We start from the raw sequence: 17,093 nt of genomic DNA on the forward strand, positions 1-17,093 counted from the left end.
CCGATGGCCGTCAGGCCGAGTCAGGCCGCCGCATACGCAGCCGCAAGCTTCGCCACAGCCTGTGCGTACTTCCCGGTCAGCAACAGATGATCCGCATCAGCGAACGGCTTGGCCACAGCCGAAGTGAGCCCCTGCCCGACCTTCTGCTGGACGATCAGCCTCGCCTTGCCGACGATCGCGCGCCCCGCCTCCTCGGCCCCGGCGCGCTCGGCGAGCGAGGCCGCGACGGCGAGACCCTTCAGCGTCGTGAGCCCACCCGTCGGCACCTTCGTGAGCGTGGTCAGCCCCCACCCGTACGGGAACTGCGGATCGTACGCGGAGTCACCGACGTTGATCGGCAGCTGCGCCTCGGACTTCGGCCAGGTGACGGGCAGCTGCCCGGTGAAGGCCCGCTTCCCGTAGAGCACGTCCGCGACCCCGTCGCCCTCCGTGCCCGGCAGCCAGGACGCGACGAGCGCGTCGATGTCACCGAGCTGGTCGCCGATGAGCTGCGGGCGGCCCGAGACGACGAGCACCGCGCACTTCATGGCGGCGCACACCTTGTCGACGGCGGCCTTGTCCGCGGCCGTCAGCGCCAGGTCGTTGCCGTTGCCGACGTCACCGACGCCCTCCGCGTACGGTGTCTCGCCGACGACCACGACACCCACGTCACTGTCGGCGGTCGGCGCCGAGGCGTCCTTGGAGTAGGTGACCGGACTGCCGGTGGCCTTCCGGATGCCCTCCAGGATCGTCGTCCCGTCCGTGATCTTCCCGGACGAGCCCTGCCAGGTGATGGTCCAGCCACCGGTCTGGTTGCCGATGTCGTCGGCGTCGGACCCGGCGACGTACACCTTCTGCGACTTCTTCAGCGGCAGCACACCGCCCGCGTTCTTCAGCAGGACCTGCGACGCGGCGGCGGCCTCGCGGGCCACGGCCCGGTGCTTCGCCGAGCCGATCGCCGAAGCGCCGCTCGTGTCGGCGTACGGCTTCTCGAAGAGACCGAGCTTGAACTTCTGCGTGAGGATGCGCGAGACGGCGTCGTCGATCCGCTTCTCGCCGACCCGCCCGGCCCTCACCTCGTCGAGGAGCGTGGCGTGGAAGTCCTTGTACGCGTACGGGACCATGATCATGTCGAGGCCCGCGTTGATCGACGTACGGACGTCGCTCGCGTAGTCGCCGGGGATCTGGTCGATGGCCTGCCAGTCGCTGATCACGAAGCCGTCGAAGCCCATGCGGTCCTTGAGGACTCCGTTGATCATGTCGGCGCGGGCGTGCATCTTCACCGCGCCCGTGCCGTCACCGAGGATGTCCAGCGAGGAGTACGAGGGCATGAACGTGCCCACGCCCCGGTCCACCGCGTCCTGGTACGGAGCCAGGTGCACGGCCTCCAGCTCCTGCCGGGTGACCTTGGTGATGCCCTGGTCGATCGTGTACGAGCCGGTCGTGGACGAGCCGAACTCCGTGCCGCCGTCCCCGACGAAGTGCTTGGCGGTGGCGAGCACCTTGTCGTTGCGCTTCAGGTCCTTCCCACTGGCCGCCCCTTGCAGCCCCTCGATGACGGTCTCCATGGACTCGACGAGCGCCGGGTCCTCACCGAACGACTCGTACGTACGGCCCCAGCGTTCGTCGCGCGCCACGCACAGGCAGGGCGCGAAGTCCCACGGGATGCCGGTGGCACGGACCTCGGCGGCCGTCACCTTGCCCGCGTCGTGGGCGACTTGGGGATCACGGGTGGCGCCGATGCCGATGTTGTGCGGCAGGATCGTGGCGCCGACGAGGTTGTTGTGGCCGTGCACGGCGTCCACGCCGTAGATGAGCGGGATCTGGAACCGGGTCGCCTGCGCCCGGAGTTGGAAGCCGTCGATCATCTTCGCCCAGGCCGCGGGCGTGTTCGGGGTCGGCGTGGAACCGCCGCCGGAGAGCAGCGAGCCGAGGTCGTACGCGGCGATGTCGCCCGGCGCGGTGAGCGCGCCCCGCTCGGCCTGGGTCATCTGGCCGGCCTTCTCGGCGAGGGACAGCCGGGACAGCAGGTCGGCGACCCGCTTCTTCACCGGCAGCTTCGCGTCCAGGTACGGGAGTCCGTGGGCGTCGATGACGACCTGCGGGTTCTCGGCGGGCGCCTTGGCGCCGGTGACCGTGAGCTTCAGCGGGACGGTCTCGGCGTTCTCGGCCGCCTTGTCGCGCAGGGTCGCCACGGTGACCGTCCGCGAGGCGCCGGAGGCCGTACCGGCCGGGAAGGTCAGCTCTCCCTTGACCGGGGTGTAGTCCTTGCCGGACTCGCCGGTGCCGCCGGCCGTCTCGTACGCGACGGTGACCGGCTCCTCGATCGGGGCGGAGCCGGTGGTGGCCACCGTGATCTTCACGGCGGCCGAGCGGCCCTCCTTCACCGGGTACACGGCCGCGTCGGTGACGACGTTCGCGCGCAGTGCCTGGTCGGCCTTGCCGTACAACTCCGCGCCGTCCATGGCGAACTGATCCCTGACGCCGACCGGGAGCGTGAGCGCGTAACCCCACATCTCGGTGAGGCCGAGGACCTGGTCGATGCCGCCGACCGGCTGGTAGTCCGTGCGGTAGACGAAGTCGGTGAACGGGATCTCCACCTGCCTCCAGCCGGTGAAGTCGTCGGTGAAGGACGTCGTCCACAGCTCGGAGGCCTCGCCGTTGGCGCCGCCGTCCTTCAGCTCGAAGTTGACCTTCTTGCCGTTGTTCCGGCCGTCCCACCAGAAGCGGATGCCCTTGCTGGCCGACCAGTCGTGGGCCGGCTCGGCGAAGGCGAAGTCGTGGGTGAAGCCTCCGTAGCCGCTGATGTCGTACGTGCCGGCCAGGACCTTGTCGCCCTGCGGCGCGTCGGCGCGGGCGGCGAATTCCAGTGTGGGCGGGTCGTCGGCGTCGCTGCCCCAGGTGAAGATGCCCTCCGCGGGCGGGTTCGCGAACGGGATCTCGCCCTCGAAGTTGTCGACGGGGACGGGGGCGGGATCGTCGGCTCCGGAAGCGGGGGTCGCCGCGGCGAACGGCAGCAGTCCGGTCAGCAGGGTGGCGGCTACGAGCAGGGCGGTTCTTCGCATGGACCTTCCCTCGGCTCAGGCTTTGACGGGGGTGATCTCGCGGGGCTTAAATCACGCCGTGAGTTAACTGACGCCCCGCGAGGGCGTCAAGCCTTCGCGCCGAATCCGGGGGCGGGGTTTTCTCGCCCCCGCCGCCCCTGCCCTTCCCGTCACTGTGTCCTCAAACGCCGGACGGGCTGAAAGACATCCGCCGGTCCGGGGACATCTCAGCCCGTCCGGCGTTTGAGGACCGGGGGTTCGGGGGCCGGCCCCCGAGGCAGGTACGAGAAGGGGAGCTACGCCGGGGGCTCAACGCCCGCGCGCAGCAAGCCGTACGTGTACGCATCCTCCAGCGCCTGCCACGACGCCGCGATCACGTTCTTCGCGACGCCCACCGTCGACCACTCCCCCGCGCCGTCCGACGTGGAGATGAGGACGCGCGTCGTGGACTCCGTGCCGTGCTTGCCCTCCAGGATGCGGACCTTGTAGTCGACCAGTTCCAGCTTCGCGAGCTGGGGGTACAGGGTCTCCAGGGCCACCCGCAGCGCCCGGTCGAGCGCGTTGACCGGCCCGTTCCCCTCCGCCGTGGCGACGATCCGCTCGCCCTTGGCGAAGAGCTTCACCGTCGCCTCGTTGGCGTGGCTGCCGTCGGGGCGGTCCTCGACGATGGCGCGCCAGGACTCGACGTCGAAGTACCTGCGGGCCTTGCCCTCGGCCTCCTCGCGCAGGAGGAGTTCGAAGGACGCGTCGGCGGCTTCGTACGTGTAGCCCTGCAGTTCACGCTCCTTGACCCGGCTCACGACCCGCCCGATCAGCTCGCGGTCGCCGCCGAGGTCGACGCCCAGTTCCTTGCCCTTGAGCTCGATGGAGGCGCGGCCCGCCATGTCGGAGACGAGCATCCGCATGGTGTTGCCGACCAGTTCGGGGTCGATGTGCTGGTACAGGTCCGGGTCGACCTTGATGGCCGAGGCGTGCAGGCCGGCCTTGTGGGCGAAGGCCGAGACACCGACGTACGGCTGGTGTGTGGACGGGGTGAGGTTCACGACCTCGGCGATCGCGTGCGAGATGCGGGTCATCTCGGACAGCGCGCCGTCGGGGAGGACCTTCTTGCCGTACTTCAGCTCCAGGGCCGCGACGACCGGGAAGAGGTTGGAGTTGCCGACGCGCTCGCCGTAGCCGTTCGCCGTGCACTGGACGTGGGTCGCGCCCGCGTCGACCGCGGCGAGGGTGTTGGCGACGGCGCAGCCCGTGTCGTCCTGGGCGTGGATGCCCAGGCGCGCCCCGGTGTCGGCGAGGACGGTGGCGACGACGGCCTGGACCTGCGCGGGCAGCATGCCGCCGTTGGTGTCGCACAGGACGACGACGTCGGCGCCGGCCTCCGCGGCGGCCCGGACGACGGCTTTCGCGTACTGCGGGTTCGCCCGGTAGCCGTCGAAGAAGTGCTCGCAGTCGACGAAGACGCGGCGGCCCTCGGAACGGAGGTGGGCGACGGTGTCGCGGACCATCTCCAGGTTCTCTTCGAGGGTGGTGCGCAGCGCCAGTTCGACATGCCGGTCGTGGGACTTGGCGACGAGCGTGACGACGGGCGCGCCGGACTCGACGAGCGCCTTGACCTGCGGGTCCTCGCTGGCTTTGCCGCCCGCCCGGCGCGTGGCCCCGAAGGCGACGAGCTGGGCGTGCTTGAAGTGGATCTCCTGCTGGGCACGGGCGAAGAACTCGGTGTCGCGCGGGTTCGCACCCGGCCACCCGCCCTCGATGAAGCCCACGCCGAAGTCGTCCAGGTGCCGTGCGATGGCCAGCTTGTCCGCGACGGTGAGGTTGATGCCCTCACGCTGCGCGCCGTCGCGCAGGGTGGTGTCGAAGACGTGGAACGAATCGTCGAACTCGCTGGTTTCGGTCATGGTGTCAAGGCTCCTGAGGATCAGATCTCGGTCGGTACCGGAATGACCGGCTCCGCCGTCCCCACATGGTCCCTCGCGCTCTCGCCTCCGGCTGAGGGTGGGCCAGAAAAGCGAAAAACCCCTCGCGGGTGCGAGAGGTCTGCGCGCGGGTCGAGACGACGGTGTCCACCCGTACCTGGTCGTACGTGGTGGTCACTGCGGACCGGCGCGCCTGCTGCCAATAATCGTGGCGAACGAGAGCACGGAAGCAGTCTGGCACAGACCCCCTCCGTGCTCACCGTCCGTCTCAGGATGCGAGCACTCGGTTGATCACCGCTGGATCATCGGTGGTTCACCGCAGGTGGCGGACGAACACGTCGGTGCCGTCGTTCGTGTCGCCGGCCTGGATCAGCGACGGGTCCGCGGACCGGAACGCGATGCGGCGGGCGCCGTCGGCGATCCGGCCCGGCAGGACGTCGGCGGTGGCCGTGCCGCCGGTGGTGTCGGGCGTGACCAGGACGGTGGTGCCCTTCTTCAGGTCCCGCAGATAGATGGGCCACTCCTTGCCGTACTGCGCGCCCGCCTCCGTCACCTCCGACATGAAGGTGACGTACCGCCCGTCGGGGCTCACCGCGGGGTTACGGGTGGAGGCCTCGCCGGGGCCGCCCTGGGTGCCGTGGAGACGCCGGTTGGTGCCGGTGGCGAGGTCGTGCACGAACACGTTCCAGGCCCCGTCGGTGTCGTCCGGCACCAGGTGCGTGTCCCGGGACTCGAAGACGACCGTGCGGCCGTCGCCGCTGATGGACGGGCGCAGCGACTCCTTCTCGGTGGCCGAGCCGTCGTGGGAGCGGTCGGCCTGGACGCGCTCGCCGGTGCGGCGGTCGTACACCCAGACGTCCCCCCAGTCGTCGCCGCGCGGGCCGTTGGCGTAGTTGTACTGGTAGACGACGCGGCGGCCGTCGTCGCCGACCGTCGGCTCGAAGGCGTTGCGCGGCTCCCAGGTGGGCCGAGGGCGGCTGATCCGCTCGGTGGTGCCTGCGGTCCTGTCGCTCAGGAAGACGACGGAGCCCTCGCCGGTCCCGTACAGCGTGTAGACGGCGTACCGGCCGTTCGGGCTGACGGAGACCGCGCCGGGCGGGCCGCTGAAGCCCTCGGGGATCTCGATGCCGAACGTCTCCTGCCGGCCCGTGCCCAGGTCGAGGAGCGACACGTCGCCGGACGCGGCGTACACGAGGCGGCCGTCGTCGAGGGCCGCCACCACGTCGCCGAAGCCCGCGAAACGGGTCGTGTCGGCGCGCAGGTCGCGCAGGTACATGCCCCCGTGCGGGGCGTTCGGGTCCAGGTCCTCGGCGTCCGAGGAGAAGGCGGCATAACGGCCGTTGCGGCTGATGACGACGTCGTCCGAGGCCCCGTTGCCCGCTCTCCCGCCGGGTGTGACGCTGACCGGCTCGGTGTGCGGAGCGGCGTGCGGTGCGGCGTGCGGAGCTCCGGGCGCGGCGTTCGCCGCGGTGCCCGTCAGAGCCGTCGTGGTCAGCGCGGCGGTGACGAGAGCTGTGGCGAGTGCGGTGCGCGTGCTGGCGTACACAAGCTTTCCCCCTGTGGTGATGCGGTCGGTCCGTGCGATGCAAACGCACCACCGGGCAGGGGTCAATCCGTCATATCGCGTACAACCCGGACGTGCGTTCAAGCGTCCGGGGGCGCCTTCGTGGGCGTCGGGGGGCGCAGTGTCTCGTCCAGGAACTCGCCGACGTGGCCGAGTACTTGCCCCCGGTCCGTGCCCCGCAGGCCGATCGCCACATGGATGGAGAAGCCGTCGAGCAGGGCGCGCAGACGGGTGGCGAAGCGGTCGGGGTCGACCGGCCGGAACTCTCCGCGCGAGACGCCCCCCGCGAGCAGCGCCACCAGGTCGCGGTGCCAGGCGCCCTCGATCGCGGCCTGGCGGTCGCGGGCGTCGTCGTCGGCGTTCTGCGAGCGGTTCCAGACCTCGAGCCAGAGGGTCCAGTGCGGATCGCGGTGGCCCTCGGGCACGTACAGGTCGACGTACGCGTCGAGGCGTTCGCGGGCCGGGGCCGCCCGGGTGAGCAGCCGGCCCCGTTCGGTGCCGAGCAGGCCCTCGCTCCATTCGAGGGCGCGCAGCAGCAACTCGTCCTTGGAGCGGAAGTAGTAGAGGAGATGGCCGCTGCTCATCCCGACCTCGCCGCCGAGCGCCGCCATGGTGAGCTTCTCCAGACCGCGCTCGGCGATCATGCCCATGGCCGCGGCGAGGACGTCCTCGCGGGGCGGCGCGGTGTTGCGCCGGCGGGTGGTCACGGGGCGGCCTCCACGCGGACGGCGTCCGGGACGAGCCGTGTCTCGTACCCACTGCCGCAGTCGCTCGCGAGGATGGCCACCTCGGCGCCGCAGGAGCAGACGCGGTTGACGCCGTTGTGGGGCGTCGCACCGCAACAGCCGCCCCAGCGGGCCGTGTCGGGGTGGAACGCCGGCTCCACGACGTCGAGCGGATGCAGGACGTACATGCCGCGCGGCCCGGCGGCCACCAGCGAGCCCTGCTCGTCGGACATCCACATCCCGCCGGGCACGATGCCGTCGTACGCGTCCTCCTCGCCCCCGTACGGTTCGAAGGGCGCTCCGAACGGCTGCGGATCGACCACGTACGTGCCGCGGGGGACGGTCGCCGGGCCGTGCCTGCGGCCTTCCGTGTCGGGCAGGCCGTCCCAGCCCGGGTACTCGGGCGGCTCGTCGAGCTGCCGGACGGGCTCGGTCAGCCGGCGTCCGCAGACGGCACAGGACAGTATGTTCACCGGTACGTTCTACCTGATCCCGGTCGTTCCGCTCGATCCGGTCGCCGCGCCCGCGTCCCGCATCCCGGCGCCCTCAGACCCTCGGCTGCTGCTGCGTGACGCAGTGGATGCCGCCGCCGCCCGCGAAGATCGCCCGTGCGTCCACCAGGGTCACCGTCCGCTCGGGGAACAGACGCCGGAAGATGCCCGCCGCGGTCTCGTCGCGCGGGTCGTCGAAGCCGCAGAGGACGACTCCGCCGTTGCAGAGGTAGTGGTTGATGTACGAGTAGTCGGCCCAGTGGCCGTCGGCCTCCAGAACCGTCGGGGCGGGCACCTCGACGACCTCGATGGGCCGGCCGTGCGCGTCGGTCGCCGACCGCAGCAGCCCGGTGATCTCCTTCGACACCTCGTGGTCGGGGTGGGCCGGGTCGGGCTGGGAGTGCACGACGACGACTCCGGGGCGGGCGAAGGCGGCGACGATGTCGACGTGGCCGAGGGTGCCGAAGCTGTCGGGGGCCGTGCGGTCCCCCGCGACGGGCGGGGCCGGATAGTCGCCGGTCAGGCCGCGCGGCAGCCAGATCGCCTTGCGGGTGCCGAGCATGCCGTGGATCTCGGCCTCGACCTCCTCGCGGGTCCAGCCGGGGTTGCGCTCGGGCCCGAGCTGCACGGTCTCGGTGAGCAGCACCGTGCCCTCGCCGTCGACATGGATCGCGCCGCCCTCGTTGACGAGCGCCGAGGCGTACGTACGGGCGCCGGCGAGGTCCGACACGTACGCCCCTATCGTGGCGTCGTGCTCCCAGCGGGCCCAGGCCTGCGCGCCCCAGCCGTTGAACGTCCAGTCCACGGCGGCGAGTTCACCCTTGGCCCCGGTGAGGAAGGTGGGGCCGATGTCCCGCATCCAGGCGTCGTCGAGGTCGTGCTCGACGGTGTCGACGCCGGGGCCCAGCAGGGCCCGTGCCCCGGCGGACCGGCCGGGCCCGCACACGACCGTGACCGGTTCGAAGCGGCGTACCGCACGGGCCACCGCCGCCCAGGCCGCGCACGCCTCGGCGAGGTCGGCGGGGTCGTCGAAGGTGGGGTTCGGGCCCGGCCACGCCATCCAGGTGCGCTCGTGCGGGACCCACTCGGCGGGCATGCGGAAGCCGTCGGCGGCAGCGGTCGTCATCGGGTGATCCTCAGAGGAAGTACAGGCGGTTGAGTGACACGGACTCGGCGGGCTCCGAGCGCAGGGGGTCGCCGTCGAGCGTGACCAGACCGGTGTCCCGGTCCACGTCGACGTCTCCCGTACGGGAGTTGAGGCGCAGGTCCGCAGGGCCGATGCCGCGGGTGCCGCGAACGGCCACCCGGCGGCGGCGGGTCGGCATGAGGTCGTTGCCCTGGTCCAGCGCCGCCTGCGCGACGAACGCCACCGAGAGGTCGGCGGGCGTGCTGCCGTGCGCCCCGAACTGCGGCCCGAGCACCAGGGGTTCGCAGGTGTCGGTGGCCGCGTTCGGGTCGCCGACGACCCCGTACGCCGGGAAGCCGGATTTCAGGACGAGTTGGGGCTTCGCGCCGAAGAACTCGGGGCGCCACAGGACGATGTCGGCCAGTTTGCCGGTCTCGACGGAGCCGACCTCGTGGTCGAGGCCGTGCGCGATGGCGGGGTTGATCGTCAGTTTGGCGAGGTAGCGCAGGACGCGCGCGTTGTCGTCGTCCGGGCCGTCGCCCTCCAGCGGCCCGAACCGGGCCTTCATCTTCCCGGCCATCGCGAACGTCCGGCGTACGGTCTCGCCCGCGCGGCCCATGCCCTGCGCGTCCGAGGAGGTGATGCCGATGGCACCGAGGTCGTGCAGCACGTCCTCCGCGCCCATCGTCCCGGCGCGTATCCGGTCTCGGGCCATCGCCGCGTCGCCGGGCAGGTCGGGCTTGAGGTCGTGGACGGAGACGATCATCCCGTAGTGCTCGGCGACCGCGTCCCGGCCGAAGGGCAGTGTGGGGTTGGTGGAGGAGCCGATGACGTTCCGTACGCCCGCCATCTTCAGGACGTTCGGTACGTGGCCGCCGCCGCAGCCCTCGATGTGGAAGGCGTGGATGGTCCGTCCGTCGAGGACCTTGAGGGTGTCCTCGACGGACAGGCACTCGTTCAGGCCGTCGCTGTGCAGCGCGACCTGTACGTCGTGCTCCTCGGCGACGCGCAGCGCGGTGTCGAGGGCGCGGGTGTGGGCGCCCATGTCCTCGTGGACCTTGAAACCGGACGCGCCGCCCTCGGCGAGGGCCTCGACGAGCGGGGCCGGGTCCGAGGACGAACCCCGGGCGAGGAAGCCGATGTTGACCGGCCAGGCGTCGAACGCGTTGAAGGCGTGCCGCAGGGCCCAGGGCGAGTTGACGCCGACGCCCCACACCGGGCCGAACTCCTGGCCGACGATCGTCGTCACCCCGGAGGCGAGCGAGGCCTCCATGATGCGCGGCGACAGCAGGTGCACATGGGTGTCGACGGCTCCGGCGGTGGCGATCAGGCCCTCGCCGGAGACGATCGCCGTGCCGGTACCGACGACGACGTCCACCCCGTCGAGGGTGTCGGGGTTACCTGCCCGGCCGATCGCCGCGATCCGCCCCTCCCGGATACCGATGGACACCTTCCTGATCCCCTGCGCCACATCCATCACGAGGACGTTGCTGATCACGACGTCACAGGTGTCGCGGACGGCCGCGGCCTTGAGGTGCAGTCCGTCACGGGCCGTCTTACCGAACCCGGCGAGGAATTCGTCCCCGTACTTCTGGGCGTCGGACTCGACGCGCACGGTCAGCCCCGAGTCGCCGAGGCGGACGCGGTCGCCGGCGCGGGGGCCGTGGGTGGCGGCGTACTCGTACGGGTTCATGCCTGTCCTCCCTCGGGGGCGACCGCTCCCAGGTATCCGCAGGCCGCCGCTCTGCGCAGGGCCTCCGCTCTGGCGCCCGGGGCGTCGAGCGGGCCGTCCACGAGGCCCGCGAAGCCGATCGCCACGCGGTCGCCGCCGATCGGCAGGAGGCCGACCTCCACGGTCTCGCCCGGGGCGAAACGGGTGGAGGCGCCCGGGGGGACGGCCAGGTGGGTGCCGTAGGCGGCGGCGCGGTCGAAGGCGAGGCGGGGGTTGGCCTCGAAGAAGTGGAAGTGGGAGGTCACCGAGATGGGGACGGTGGCTGTGTTGGTGACGGTGAGCGTGCGGGTGGGGTGGGGGTCGGTGTGCTCGGGGCCGGGCAGCAGGGCGCCCGGGCCGGCCGGTCCCAGCCCGCCCCCGATCGGGTCGGTGACGATCGCGAGGCGGGAGCCGTCGTCGAAGACGGCCTCCACGTGGACCTCGGTGACGATGTCTGCGACGCCGGGGAGTACGTCGTCCGGGCCGAGCACCGCGCGGGCCGCGGCGACGGCCTCTGCGAGCCGCCGTCCGTCGCGGGCCGCCTCGCAGACGGCGTCCGCGATGACGGCTGTCGCCTCGGGGACGTTCAGCTTCAGCCCGCGGGCTCGGCGGGCGCGGGCGAGTTCGGCTGCGCCGAAGAGGAGGAGGCGGTCGCGTTCGGTGGGGGTGAGTCGCATATTGAGCGCCACTCTAACGCTGGGGCCGCTTCTGGGATAGATCTACCTGCGGTAAAGCTTGCCCCTCTTTGAGCCGCACTCTAAGCGAAGGTGCTGCGTGCGGGCGGATGCTGGATGGACGGGTGCGGGCCCGGTGGGGGCTGGCCGCGCAGTTCCCCGCGCCCCTAAAAGCGGCTGGCGCGCGCGGTGGGTGGGTGCGGGTTCGGTGGGGGCTGAGCGCGCAGTTCCCCGCGCCCCCAGGTACCTGGGGGCGCGGGGAACTGCGCAGTCTTTTGGTCTTTTCGGGGGTTCGGGGGCGGCGCCCCCGTGGAGGTCAGCCGAGGGTGTGCATCCAGTTGTGGGTGTCCTTCGACACGCCCCGCTGAATGTCCAGCAGCGCCTCACGCAGCTTCAGCGTGACCTCACCGGGCCCACCCCCACTCTGCTGCCACTCACCACCCGCACTCTTCACCGTGCCGACGGGAGTGATGACCGCCGCCGTCCCGCACGCGAACACCTCCGTGAGCGTCCCGTCCGCGGCGTCCCGCCTCCACTGGTCGCTGGAGACGCGCGCCTGCTCGGACCCGTACCCGAGGTCGCGGGCGACCGAGAGGAGCGAGTCACGGGTGACCCCCTCCAGGATGGACCCGCTGAGGGTGGGCGTGACGATCCTGTCCCCGTACACGAAGTACAGGTTCATGCCGCCGAGCTCCTCCACCCACTTGTGCTCGACCGCGTCGAGGTAGCAGACCTGGTCGCACCCCTTGGCCGCGGCCTCGGCCTGCGCGAGCAGCGACGCGGCGTAGTTGCCGCCGGTCTTGGCGTCGCCGACGCCGCCCGGGACGGCACGCACCCGGTCCTCGGAGAGCCAGATGGAGACGGGCTTCACCCCGCCCGGGAAGTACGCCCCGGCGGGCGACGCGATGACGATGAAGAGGTACTCGTTCGCGGGCCGCACGCCGAGACCGACCTCGGTGGCGATCATGAACGGCCGCAGATAGAGCGACTCCTCGCCGCCGTGCGCCGGCACCCACGCCTTGTCCTGCTGGATCAGCACGTCGCAGGCCTCGATGAAGGTCTCGACGGGCAGCTCGGGCATGGCCAGCCGGCGGGCGGACGACTGGAAGCGCAGGGCGTTGCGGTCGGGGCGGAACGTGGCGACCGACCCGTCGGGCTGCCGGTAGGCCTTCAGCCCTTCGAAGATCTCCTGCGCGTAGTGCAGGACGCTGGTCGCGGGGTCGACGGAGAGCGGGCCGTACGGGACGAGCTGGCCGTCGTGCCAGCCGCGGCCCTCCGTCCACTTGATCGTCACCATGTGGTCGGTGAAGTGGCGGCCGAATCCCGGGCTGACCAGGATCTCCTCACGCTCCGCGTCGGACAGCGGGGACGAGGAGGGCTTTAGCTCGATCGTGGGCGTCGTCATGAGTGGTTTGTCCTTCACCGGTTGTGTGTGACGGGCCGCGCTCACGCCTGTACTGCCAGTGGCCAGTGTTAGGACGTCCGAGCATGTCGTCATTTCGCGGCTCCGCGTTCGATTATCGCGCGAGATGAGCCGAATGGGGCACCACCCCTGCCACGTATGTCGTGGAAGCCGTGGAGGGGGGCGAAACGGTGTGAATGCGGCCCAGGGATTGATGGTGACACCCGGCGGGGCATACGAAAAGCCGCCGGGTGCGGAAGCGACCCGGCGGCTTGGGGTGGTACCGGCGGGTCAGCCGGATACTCGGGCGGCGAGCGCGTCGCCGATCTCCTCGGTGGTACGGGTGGTGGTGCCGCGCTCCGCGAGGTCGGCGGAGACGGCGTCCTCGATGCGGGCGGCCTCGGTCTCGTAACCGAGGTGGCGCAGGAGGAGGGCGACCGACAGCACGGTGGCGCTGGGGTCGGCCTTGCCCTGGCCCGCGATGTCCGGGGCCGAGCCGTGGACCGGCTCGAACATGGACGGGAACTCGCCGCTCGGGTTGATGTTGCCGGACGCGGCGACGCCGATGCCGCCGGAGACGGCCGCGGCGAGGTCGGTGATGATGTCGCCGAAGAGGTTGTCGGTGACGATCACGTCGAAGCGTGCGGGGTCCGTGACGAGGTAGATCGTCGCGGCGTCCACGTGGATGTAGTCCGTGGTGACCTCGGGAAACTCCTCGGCCACCGTGTTGAAGACGTTCGTCCACAGGTGGCCCGCGAAGGTGAGCACGTTGTTCTTGTGGACCAGCGTGAGCTTCTTGCGGGGGCGGGCCTGGGCGCGGGCGAAGGCGTCACGCACGACGCGCTCGACACCGAAGGCCGTGTTCACGGAGACCTCGGTGGCGATCTCGTGCGGGGTGCCCTTGCGGATCGTGCCGCCGTTGCCGGTGTACGGACCCTCGGTGCCCTCGCGGACGACGACGAAGTCGATCTCCGGCTGGCCCGCGAGCGGGGTGGCGACACCCGGCAGGAGCTTCGACGGACGCAGGTTGACGTGGTGGTCGAAGGCGAAGCGGAGCTTCAGCAGGAAGCCGCGCTCCAGGACTCCGGACGGGACCGACGGGTCGCCGATCGCGCCGAGCAGGATGGCGTCGTGCTGCTTCAGGGCTTCGAGGTCGGCGTCGGTGAGGGTCTCACCGGTCGCGCGGTAGCGCCGGGCGCCGAAGTCGAACTCCTTGGTCTCCAGCTTCACATCCTGCGGGAGGACGGCGGAGAGGACCTTCAGGCCTTGGGCCACGACTTCCTGGCCGATGCCGTCACCGGGGATCACTGCGAGATCGATGCTGCGAGACATGTCGGCACCCTACTCCCCGTCCCACGGGATGACACGGGCCGTCCGTCATACGGACACAGCCGGGTCGCCGCACCGCGTACGCGCATCAATCCGTCGCCACCCGTTCACCTGTACGTATGGCGGTTGTCGGTGCTTGCTGGGAAGTTCACAGGCATGGACACTCCCGACGTCGGCATCCCGCCACGGCTCGCACGCCGGATGAGCATGGCGGAGCAGTACGAGTACCTGCGGACGAAGTTCACCCGCCGCCGCGCCCTGGTGAGCGCGGGCGCGGTGGCCGGCGGCCTGCTGGCCGGGTGTTCCGGCTCGGGCTCCGGCTCGGACGCGGCGAGCCGGTCCGCCTCTCCCCTGGCCGCCGGCTCCACCCCCACCGAACGGGTGGACGGGGCGGTCGTGACCCCCTTCGGCCGCCATCTCGCCTTCGGCGCGGACCCGAAGACCCAGATGCGGATCTCCTGGCAGGTGCCGCTCACGGTCAGGAAGCCGTACGTACGGGTGGGGCTGAAGCCGTGGGAGCTGAGCCGCAAGATCGAGGCCGAGGTGCGCGATCTGCACACCCCCGGGCTCGACGGCGTACGGCTCGCCCTCGACCAGTTCTATCTGCACGCGGCCCTGGACGGTCTGCGGCCCGGGACGACGTACTACTACGGCGTCGGGCACGAGGGGTTCGACCCGGCGTCCAAGGAACGGCACTCCACGGTCGGCTCCTTCACCACGGCGCCCGGCCGTGCGGAGAAGTTCGTGTTCACGGCCTTCGGCGACCAGGGCGTGACCCCGGACGCGCTCGCCAACGACAAGCTGATCCTCGGCCGCGAGCCCGCCTTCCATCTGCACGCGGGCGACATCTGCTACGCGGACGTGACGGGCCACGGCGAGGAGTCGGACATCTACGACCCGACCGCCTGGGACCTGTTCCTCAAGCAGACGGAGACGGTCGCGAAGACGGTCCCGTGGATGGTGACGACCGGCAACCACGACATGGAGGCCTGGTACTCGTCGAACGGCTACGGCGGCCAGTCGGCCCGCTTCTCGCTCCCCGAGAACGGCTTCGACGCGAAGAACTCCCCGGGCGTCTACTCGTTCACGTACGGCAATGTCGGGATCGTGGCGCTGGACGCGAACGACGTGTCGTACGAGATCCCCGCCAACAAGGGCTACTCGGAGGGCCGGCAGACGGCCTGGCTCGACAGGCGGCTCGCGGAACTGCGCAAGGACGAGGGGATCGACTTCGTCGTGGTCTTCTTCCACCACTGCGCCTACTCGACGTCGACCCACGCCTCGGACGGCGGGGTACGGGACGCCTGGCTGCCGCTGTTCACCAAGCACCAGGTGGATCTGGTGATCAACGGCCACAACCATGTGTACGAGCGCACCGACGCCGTCAAGAACGGCGGGGTGGGCAAGCCGGTGCCCATCGGCGCGTCGACCGATCCGACGCGGGACGGGATCGTGTACGTCACGGCGGGCGGCGCGGGCAAGAGCCTGTACAGCTTCCCCTCAGGGGTGAAGGACAGCTACGAGGGCAAGGTCGTCGACCGCGAGTCCGTGGACACGTACCACTGGACGAAGTCGAAGAACCAGAATCCCGACACCGTGGAGTGGTCGCGGGTGCGGTACACCGGCTACTCCTTCCTCTCCGTGGAGGCGGAGGCGGGACCGGCTCCCCGACTCACGGTGTCGGCGCTCGCCGAGAGCGGGAAGCGCATCGACCATTTCGAGGTGCGGCGCGGGGCGTGAGGCCCCGCGCCGCACGTCGAGCGGGCGCGGCTCCCGGCTCGTGCGAGTGACGTACGGGGCTCAGTGGCCGGTCGAGCCGCCGTTGTCCCGGCGGTCGAGGGCGCGCTGGAGCGCGGCTGCTGCGTTCTTGCGGTCGGACTCGCTGGTGCGGGAGACGTGACGGACTCGGCGGGCGGTCGTCTCGGCCATGATGAATCGGCTCCTTGCCTCCGGCAGCGGACGCCGGAAGTGGGGTGAGGGGGTTACGAGACGCCGGAAGAGGCGGGGAGCGGGGCCGCAGGGGTTGCCTGCAAGGGGCTCCGGCTCACGACCGCCATTCGCTGGGTCGAGCGAGACGTTCGGCTCCTTCAAAGCTAAGCGAGGACTCCGCATCTGTCTCCATAGTTAGTCGGACTTCCTACTATCTGAGACGGCGGATCGGGCCACCCCTCCCTGACCTGCGCTTCTACCGTTCGATCTTCGGCCGCGGCGCGAGACCCCGCAGCTCCCTGATCAGTGCGCGCACCGCGAGCGTCGAGGCGAGTCCGGGCGTGGTCACGTATCCCACGGAGCGGGTCGGACGGTCGGGGCCGAGGTCGGTGATCTCCAGGGTCGGCGGGGCGCCCGTCAGGGACAGCGCGGGCATGATGGCCATGCCCAGACCGCTGCCGACCATCGAGAGCACCGCCCCGTCGTCCTCGGCCCGGACCGTCGCGCACGGGATCCAGTCCTGTCCGGCCCACCAGTTCCTGGTGTACGCGGAGCAGTTCTCCCGCCAGTCGACCAACGGCAGTGAGCGCGGCCGGGGATGTCCGGCCGGATGCACCAGCGAGTACGGCTCCTCCAGGAGCACGTCGCCGATCAGTTCGGGCGGGACCGGCGCGCTCGTGCCGAGGGTGGCGATGCCGAGGTCGGCCCGGCCCTCGGCCACCTCCCCCGCCACGCCGGGGCCGACCTCCCGTACGACCCGTACCGTCGGCTCGATGCCGGGGTGGCGTGCGGTCAGCCGTTCCAGGGCGGGCGGCAGCAGATACAGGGCGGCGCTGCGGAACGCGGCGATGCGCAGCGGTCCGGCGACGGTGTCGCCGCCGTCGGGGCCCGCGCCCGCACCCCGCGTCTCGGCGACGAGTGTCTCCAGCATGCGCAGGACGCGCCGCGCGTGGGTCGCGGCGCGGGCCCCGGCGGGGGTGGGCCGGGCGCCGTGCCGGCCGCGGTCGAAGAGGACGACGCCGAGTTTGCGCTCGATGCCGCGGACCGCGTGGGAGACGGCGGACTGGGTCGTGCCGAGCGTGACGGCCGCCGCGGAGAAGCCGCCCTCGCTCGCCACGGCGACCAGGGTCCGCAGTTCCTGCGGCGCGAGATCGGCTGTGCTCATGGGGTCCCCCACCTGTTTCCCGCCTGCTCCCACCT

At 71.1% G+C, this 17,093-nt stretch carries 13 protein-coding genes; 1 reads left to right on the forward strand and 12 read right to left on the reverse strand.

All coding sequences use genetic code 11. The features are described 5' to 3' along the window. Positions 1 to 20: 20 nt before the first annotated feature. The 10 genes from ACZ60E_RS28565 to ACZ60E_RS28610 all read right to left on the reverse strand — a co-directional run bounded on the left by ACZ60E_RS28565 (position 21) and on the right by ACZ60E_RS28610 (position 13,967). Positions 21 to 3,044, reverse strand: coding sequence for a glycoside hydrolase family 3 protein (locus ACZ60E_RS28565; protein ID WP_469444134.1), 3,024 nt, complete (start codon positions 3,042 to 3,044; stop codon positions 21 to 23). Positions 3,045 to 3,319: 275 nt separating this feature from the next. After that, on the reverse strand, positions 3,320 to 4,924 hold the full coding sequence (gene cimA / locus ACZ60E_RS28570; protein ID WP_469444136.1) for a citramalate synthase: 1,605 nt from the start codon (positions 4,922 to 4,924) through the stop codon (positions 3,320 to 3,322). A gap of 331 nt (positions 4,925 to 5,255) precedes the next feature. Further along, positions 5,256 to 6,488, reverse strand: a complete 1,233-nt coding sequence (locus ACZ60E_RS28575; RefSeq protein ID WP_469444138.1) for a TolB family protein — start codon at positions 6,486 to 6,488, stop codon at positions 5,256 to 5,258. Between the two features lie 98 nt (positions 6,489 to 6,586). Then, positions 6,587 to 7,156, reverse strand: a complete 570-nt coding sequence (locus ACZ60E_RS28580) for a TetR/AcrR family transcriptional regulator (protein ID WP_469444272.1) — start codon at positions 7,154 to 7,156, stop codon at positions 6,587 to 6,589. 53 nt (positions 7,157 to 7,209) lie between these two features. Then, positions 7,210 to 7,704 (reverse strand): hypothetical protein, encoded by a 495-nt coding sequence (locus tag ACZ60E_RS28585; RefSeq protein WP_469444140.1) that lies wholly within the window; start codon positions 7,702 to 7,704, stop codon positions 7,210 to 7,212. Between the two features lie 73 nt (positions 7,705 to 7,777). Beyond that, positions 7,778 to 8,848, reverse strand: coding sequence for an agmatine deiminase family protein (locus ACZ60E_RS28590; protein WP_469444141.1), 1,071 nt, complete (start codon positions 8,846 to 8,848; stop codon positions 7,778 to 7,780). 10 nt (positions 8,849 to 8,858) lie between these two features. Further along, positions 8,859 to 10,541, reverse strand: a complete 1,683-nt coding sequence (locus tag ACZ60E_RS28595; protein ID WP_469444143.1) for an urease subunit alpha — start codon at positions 10,539 to 10,541, stop codon at positions 8,859 to 8,861. Further along, on the reverse strand, positions 10,538 to 11,236 hold the full coding sequence (gene ureA, locus ACZ60E_RS28600; RefSeq protein ID WP_469444144.1) for an urease subunit gamma: 699 nt from the start codon (positions 11,234 to 11,236) through the stop codon (positions 10,538 to 10,540). The genes ACZ60E_RS28595 and ureA overlap by 4 nt, the downstream gene beginning before the upstream one ends. A 313-nt stretch (positions 11,237 to 11,549) precedes the next feature. Beyond that, the gene (locus tag ACZ60E_RS28605; RefSeq protein WP_384807565.1) at positions 11,550 to 12,638 is read right to left on the reverse strand and encodes a branched-chain amino acid aminotransferase; all 1,089 of its coding nucleotides are present in this window, start codon (positions 12,636 to 12,638) and stop codon (positions 11,550 to 11,552) included. A gap of 288 nt (positions 12,639 to 12,926) precedes the next feature. Then, positions 12,927 to 13,967, reverse strand: a complete 1,041-nt coding sequence (locus ACZ60E_RS28610; RefSeq protein ID WP_453795791.1) for a 3-isopropylmalate dehydrogenase — start codon at positions 13,965 to 13,967, stop codon at positions 12,927 to 12,929. Positions 13,968 to 14,120: 153 nt separating this feature from the next. Between ACZ60E_RS28610 and ACZ60E_RS28615 the strand changes: the two genes are divergently transcribed. Then, complete coding sequence (locus tag ACZ60E_RS28615; protein ID WP_469444147.1) at positions 14,121 to 15,704, forward strand: purple acid phosphatase family protein; 1,584 nt, start codon at positions 14,121 to 14,123, stop codon at positions 15,702 to 15,704. A 60-nt stretch (positions 15,705 to 15,764) separates the two neighbouring features. On the opposite strand, the gene ACZ60E_RS28620 is transcribed toward ACZ60E_RS28615, so the two are convergent. Both ACZ60E_RS28620 and ACZ60E_RS28625 read right to left on the reverse strand, forming a co-directional pair. Next, entirely contained in the window at positions 15,765 to 15,893 is a 129-nt protein-coding gene (locus ACZ60E_RS28620) for a hypothetical protein (RefSeq protein WP_265649617.1), read from the reverse strand. 256 nt (positions 15,894 to 16,149) lie between these two features. Then, positions 16,150 to 17,058, reverse strand: coding sequence for a LysR family transcriptional regulator (locus ACZ60E_RS28625; protein WP_384807571.1), 909 nt, complete (start codon positions 17,056 to 17,058; stop codon positions 16,150 to 16,152). Positions 17,059 to 17,093: the final 35 nt, after the last annotated feature.

The sequence above is a fragment of the Streptomyces sp. NPDC102514 genome (genome assembly GCF_055584525.1).

Bases quoted from the DNA above. Each gene is read 5' to 3' on its own strand.
- ACZ60E_RS28620 (WP_265649617.1), bottom strand. From the start codon at position 15,893: ATGGCCGAGACGACCGCCCGCCGAGTCCGTCACGTCTCCCGCACCAGC.
- ACZ60E_RS28580 (WP_469444272.1), bottom strand. From the start codon at position 7,156: ATGGGCATGATCGCCGAGCGCGGTCTGGAGAAGCTCACCATGGCGGCG.
- ACZ60E_RS28610 (WP_453795791.1), bottom strand. From the start codon at position 13,967: ATGTCTCGCAGCATCGATCTCGCAGTGATCCCCGGTGACGGCATCGGC.
- ACZ60E_RS28565 (WP_469444134.1), bottom strand. From the start codon at position 3,044: ATGCGAAGAACCGCCCTGCTCGTAGCCGCCACCCTGCTGACCGGACTG.
- ACZ60E_RS28595 (WP_469444143.1), bottom strand. From the start codon at position 10,541: ATGAACCCGTACGAGTACGCCGCCACCCACGGCCCCCGCGCCGGCGAC.
- ureA (WP_469444144.1), bottom strand. From the start codon at position 11,236: ATGCGACTCACCCCCACCGAACGCGACCGCCTCCTCCTCTTCGGCGCA.
- ACZ60E_RS28605 (WP_384807565.1), bottom strand. From the start codon at position 12,638: ATGACGACGCCCACGATCGAGCTAAAGCCCTCCTCGTCCCCGCTGTCC.
- ACZ60E_RS28625 (WP_384807571.1), bottom strand. From the start codon at position 17,058: ATGAGCACAGCCGATCTCGCGCCGCAGGAACTGCGGACCCTGGTCGCC.
- ACZ60E_RS28590 (WP_469444141.1), bottom strand. From the start codon at position 8,848: ATGACGACCGCTGCCGCCGACGGCTTCCGCATGCCCGCCGAGTGGGTC.
- ACZ60E_RS28615 (WP_469444147.1), top strand. From the start codon at position 14,121: ATGGACACTCCCGACGTCGGCATCCCGCCACGGCTCGCACGCCGGATG.
- cimA (WP_469444136.1), bottom strand. From the start codon at position 4,924: ATGACCGAAACCAGCGAGTTCGACGATTCGTTCCACGTCTTCGACACC.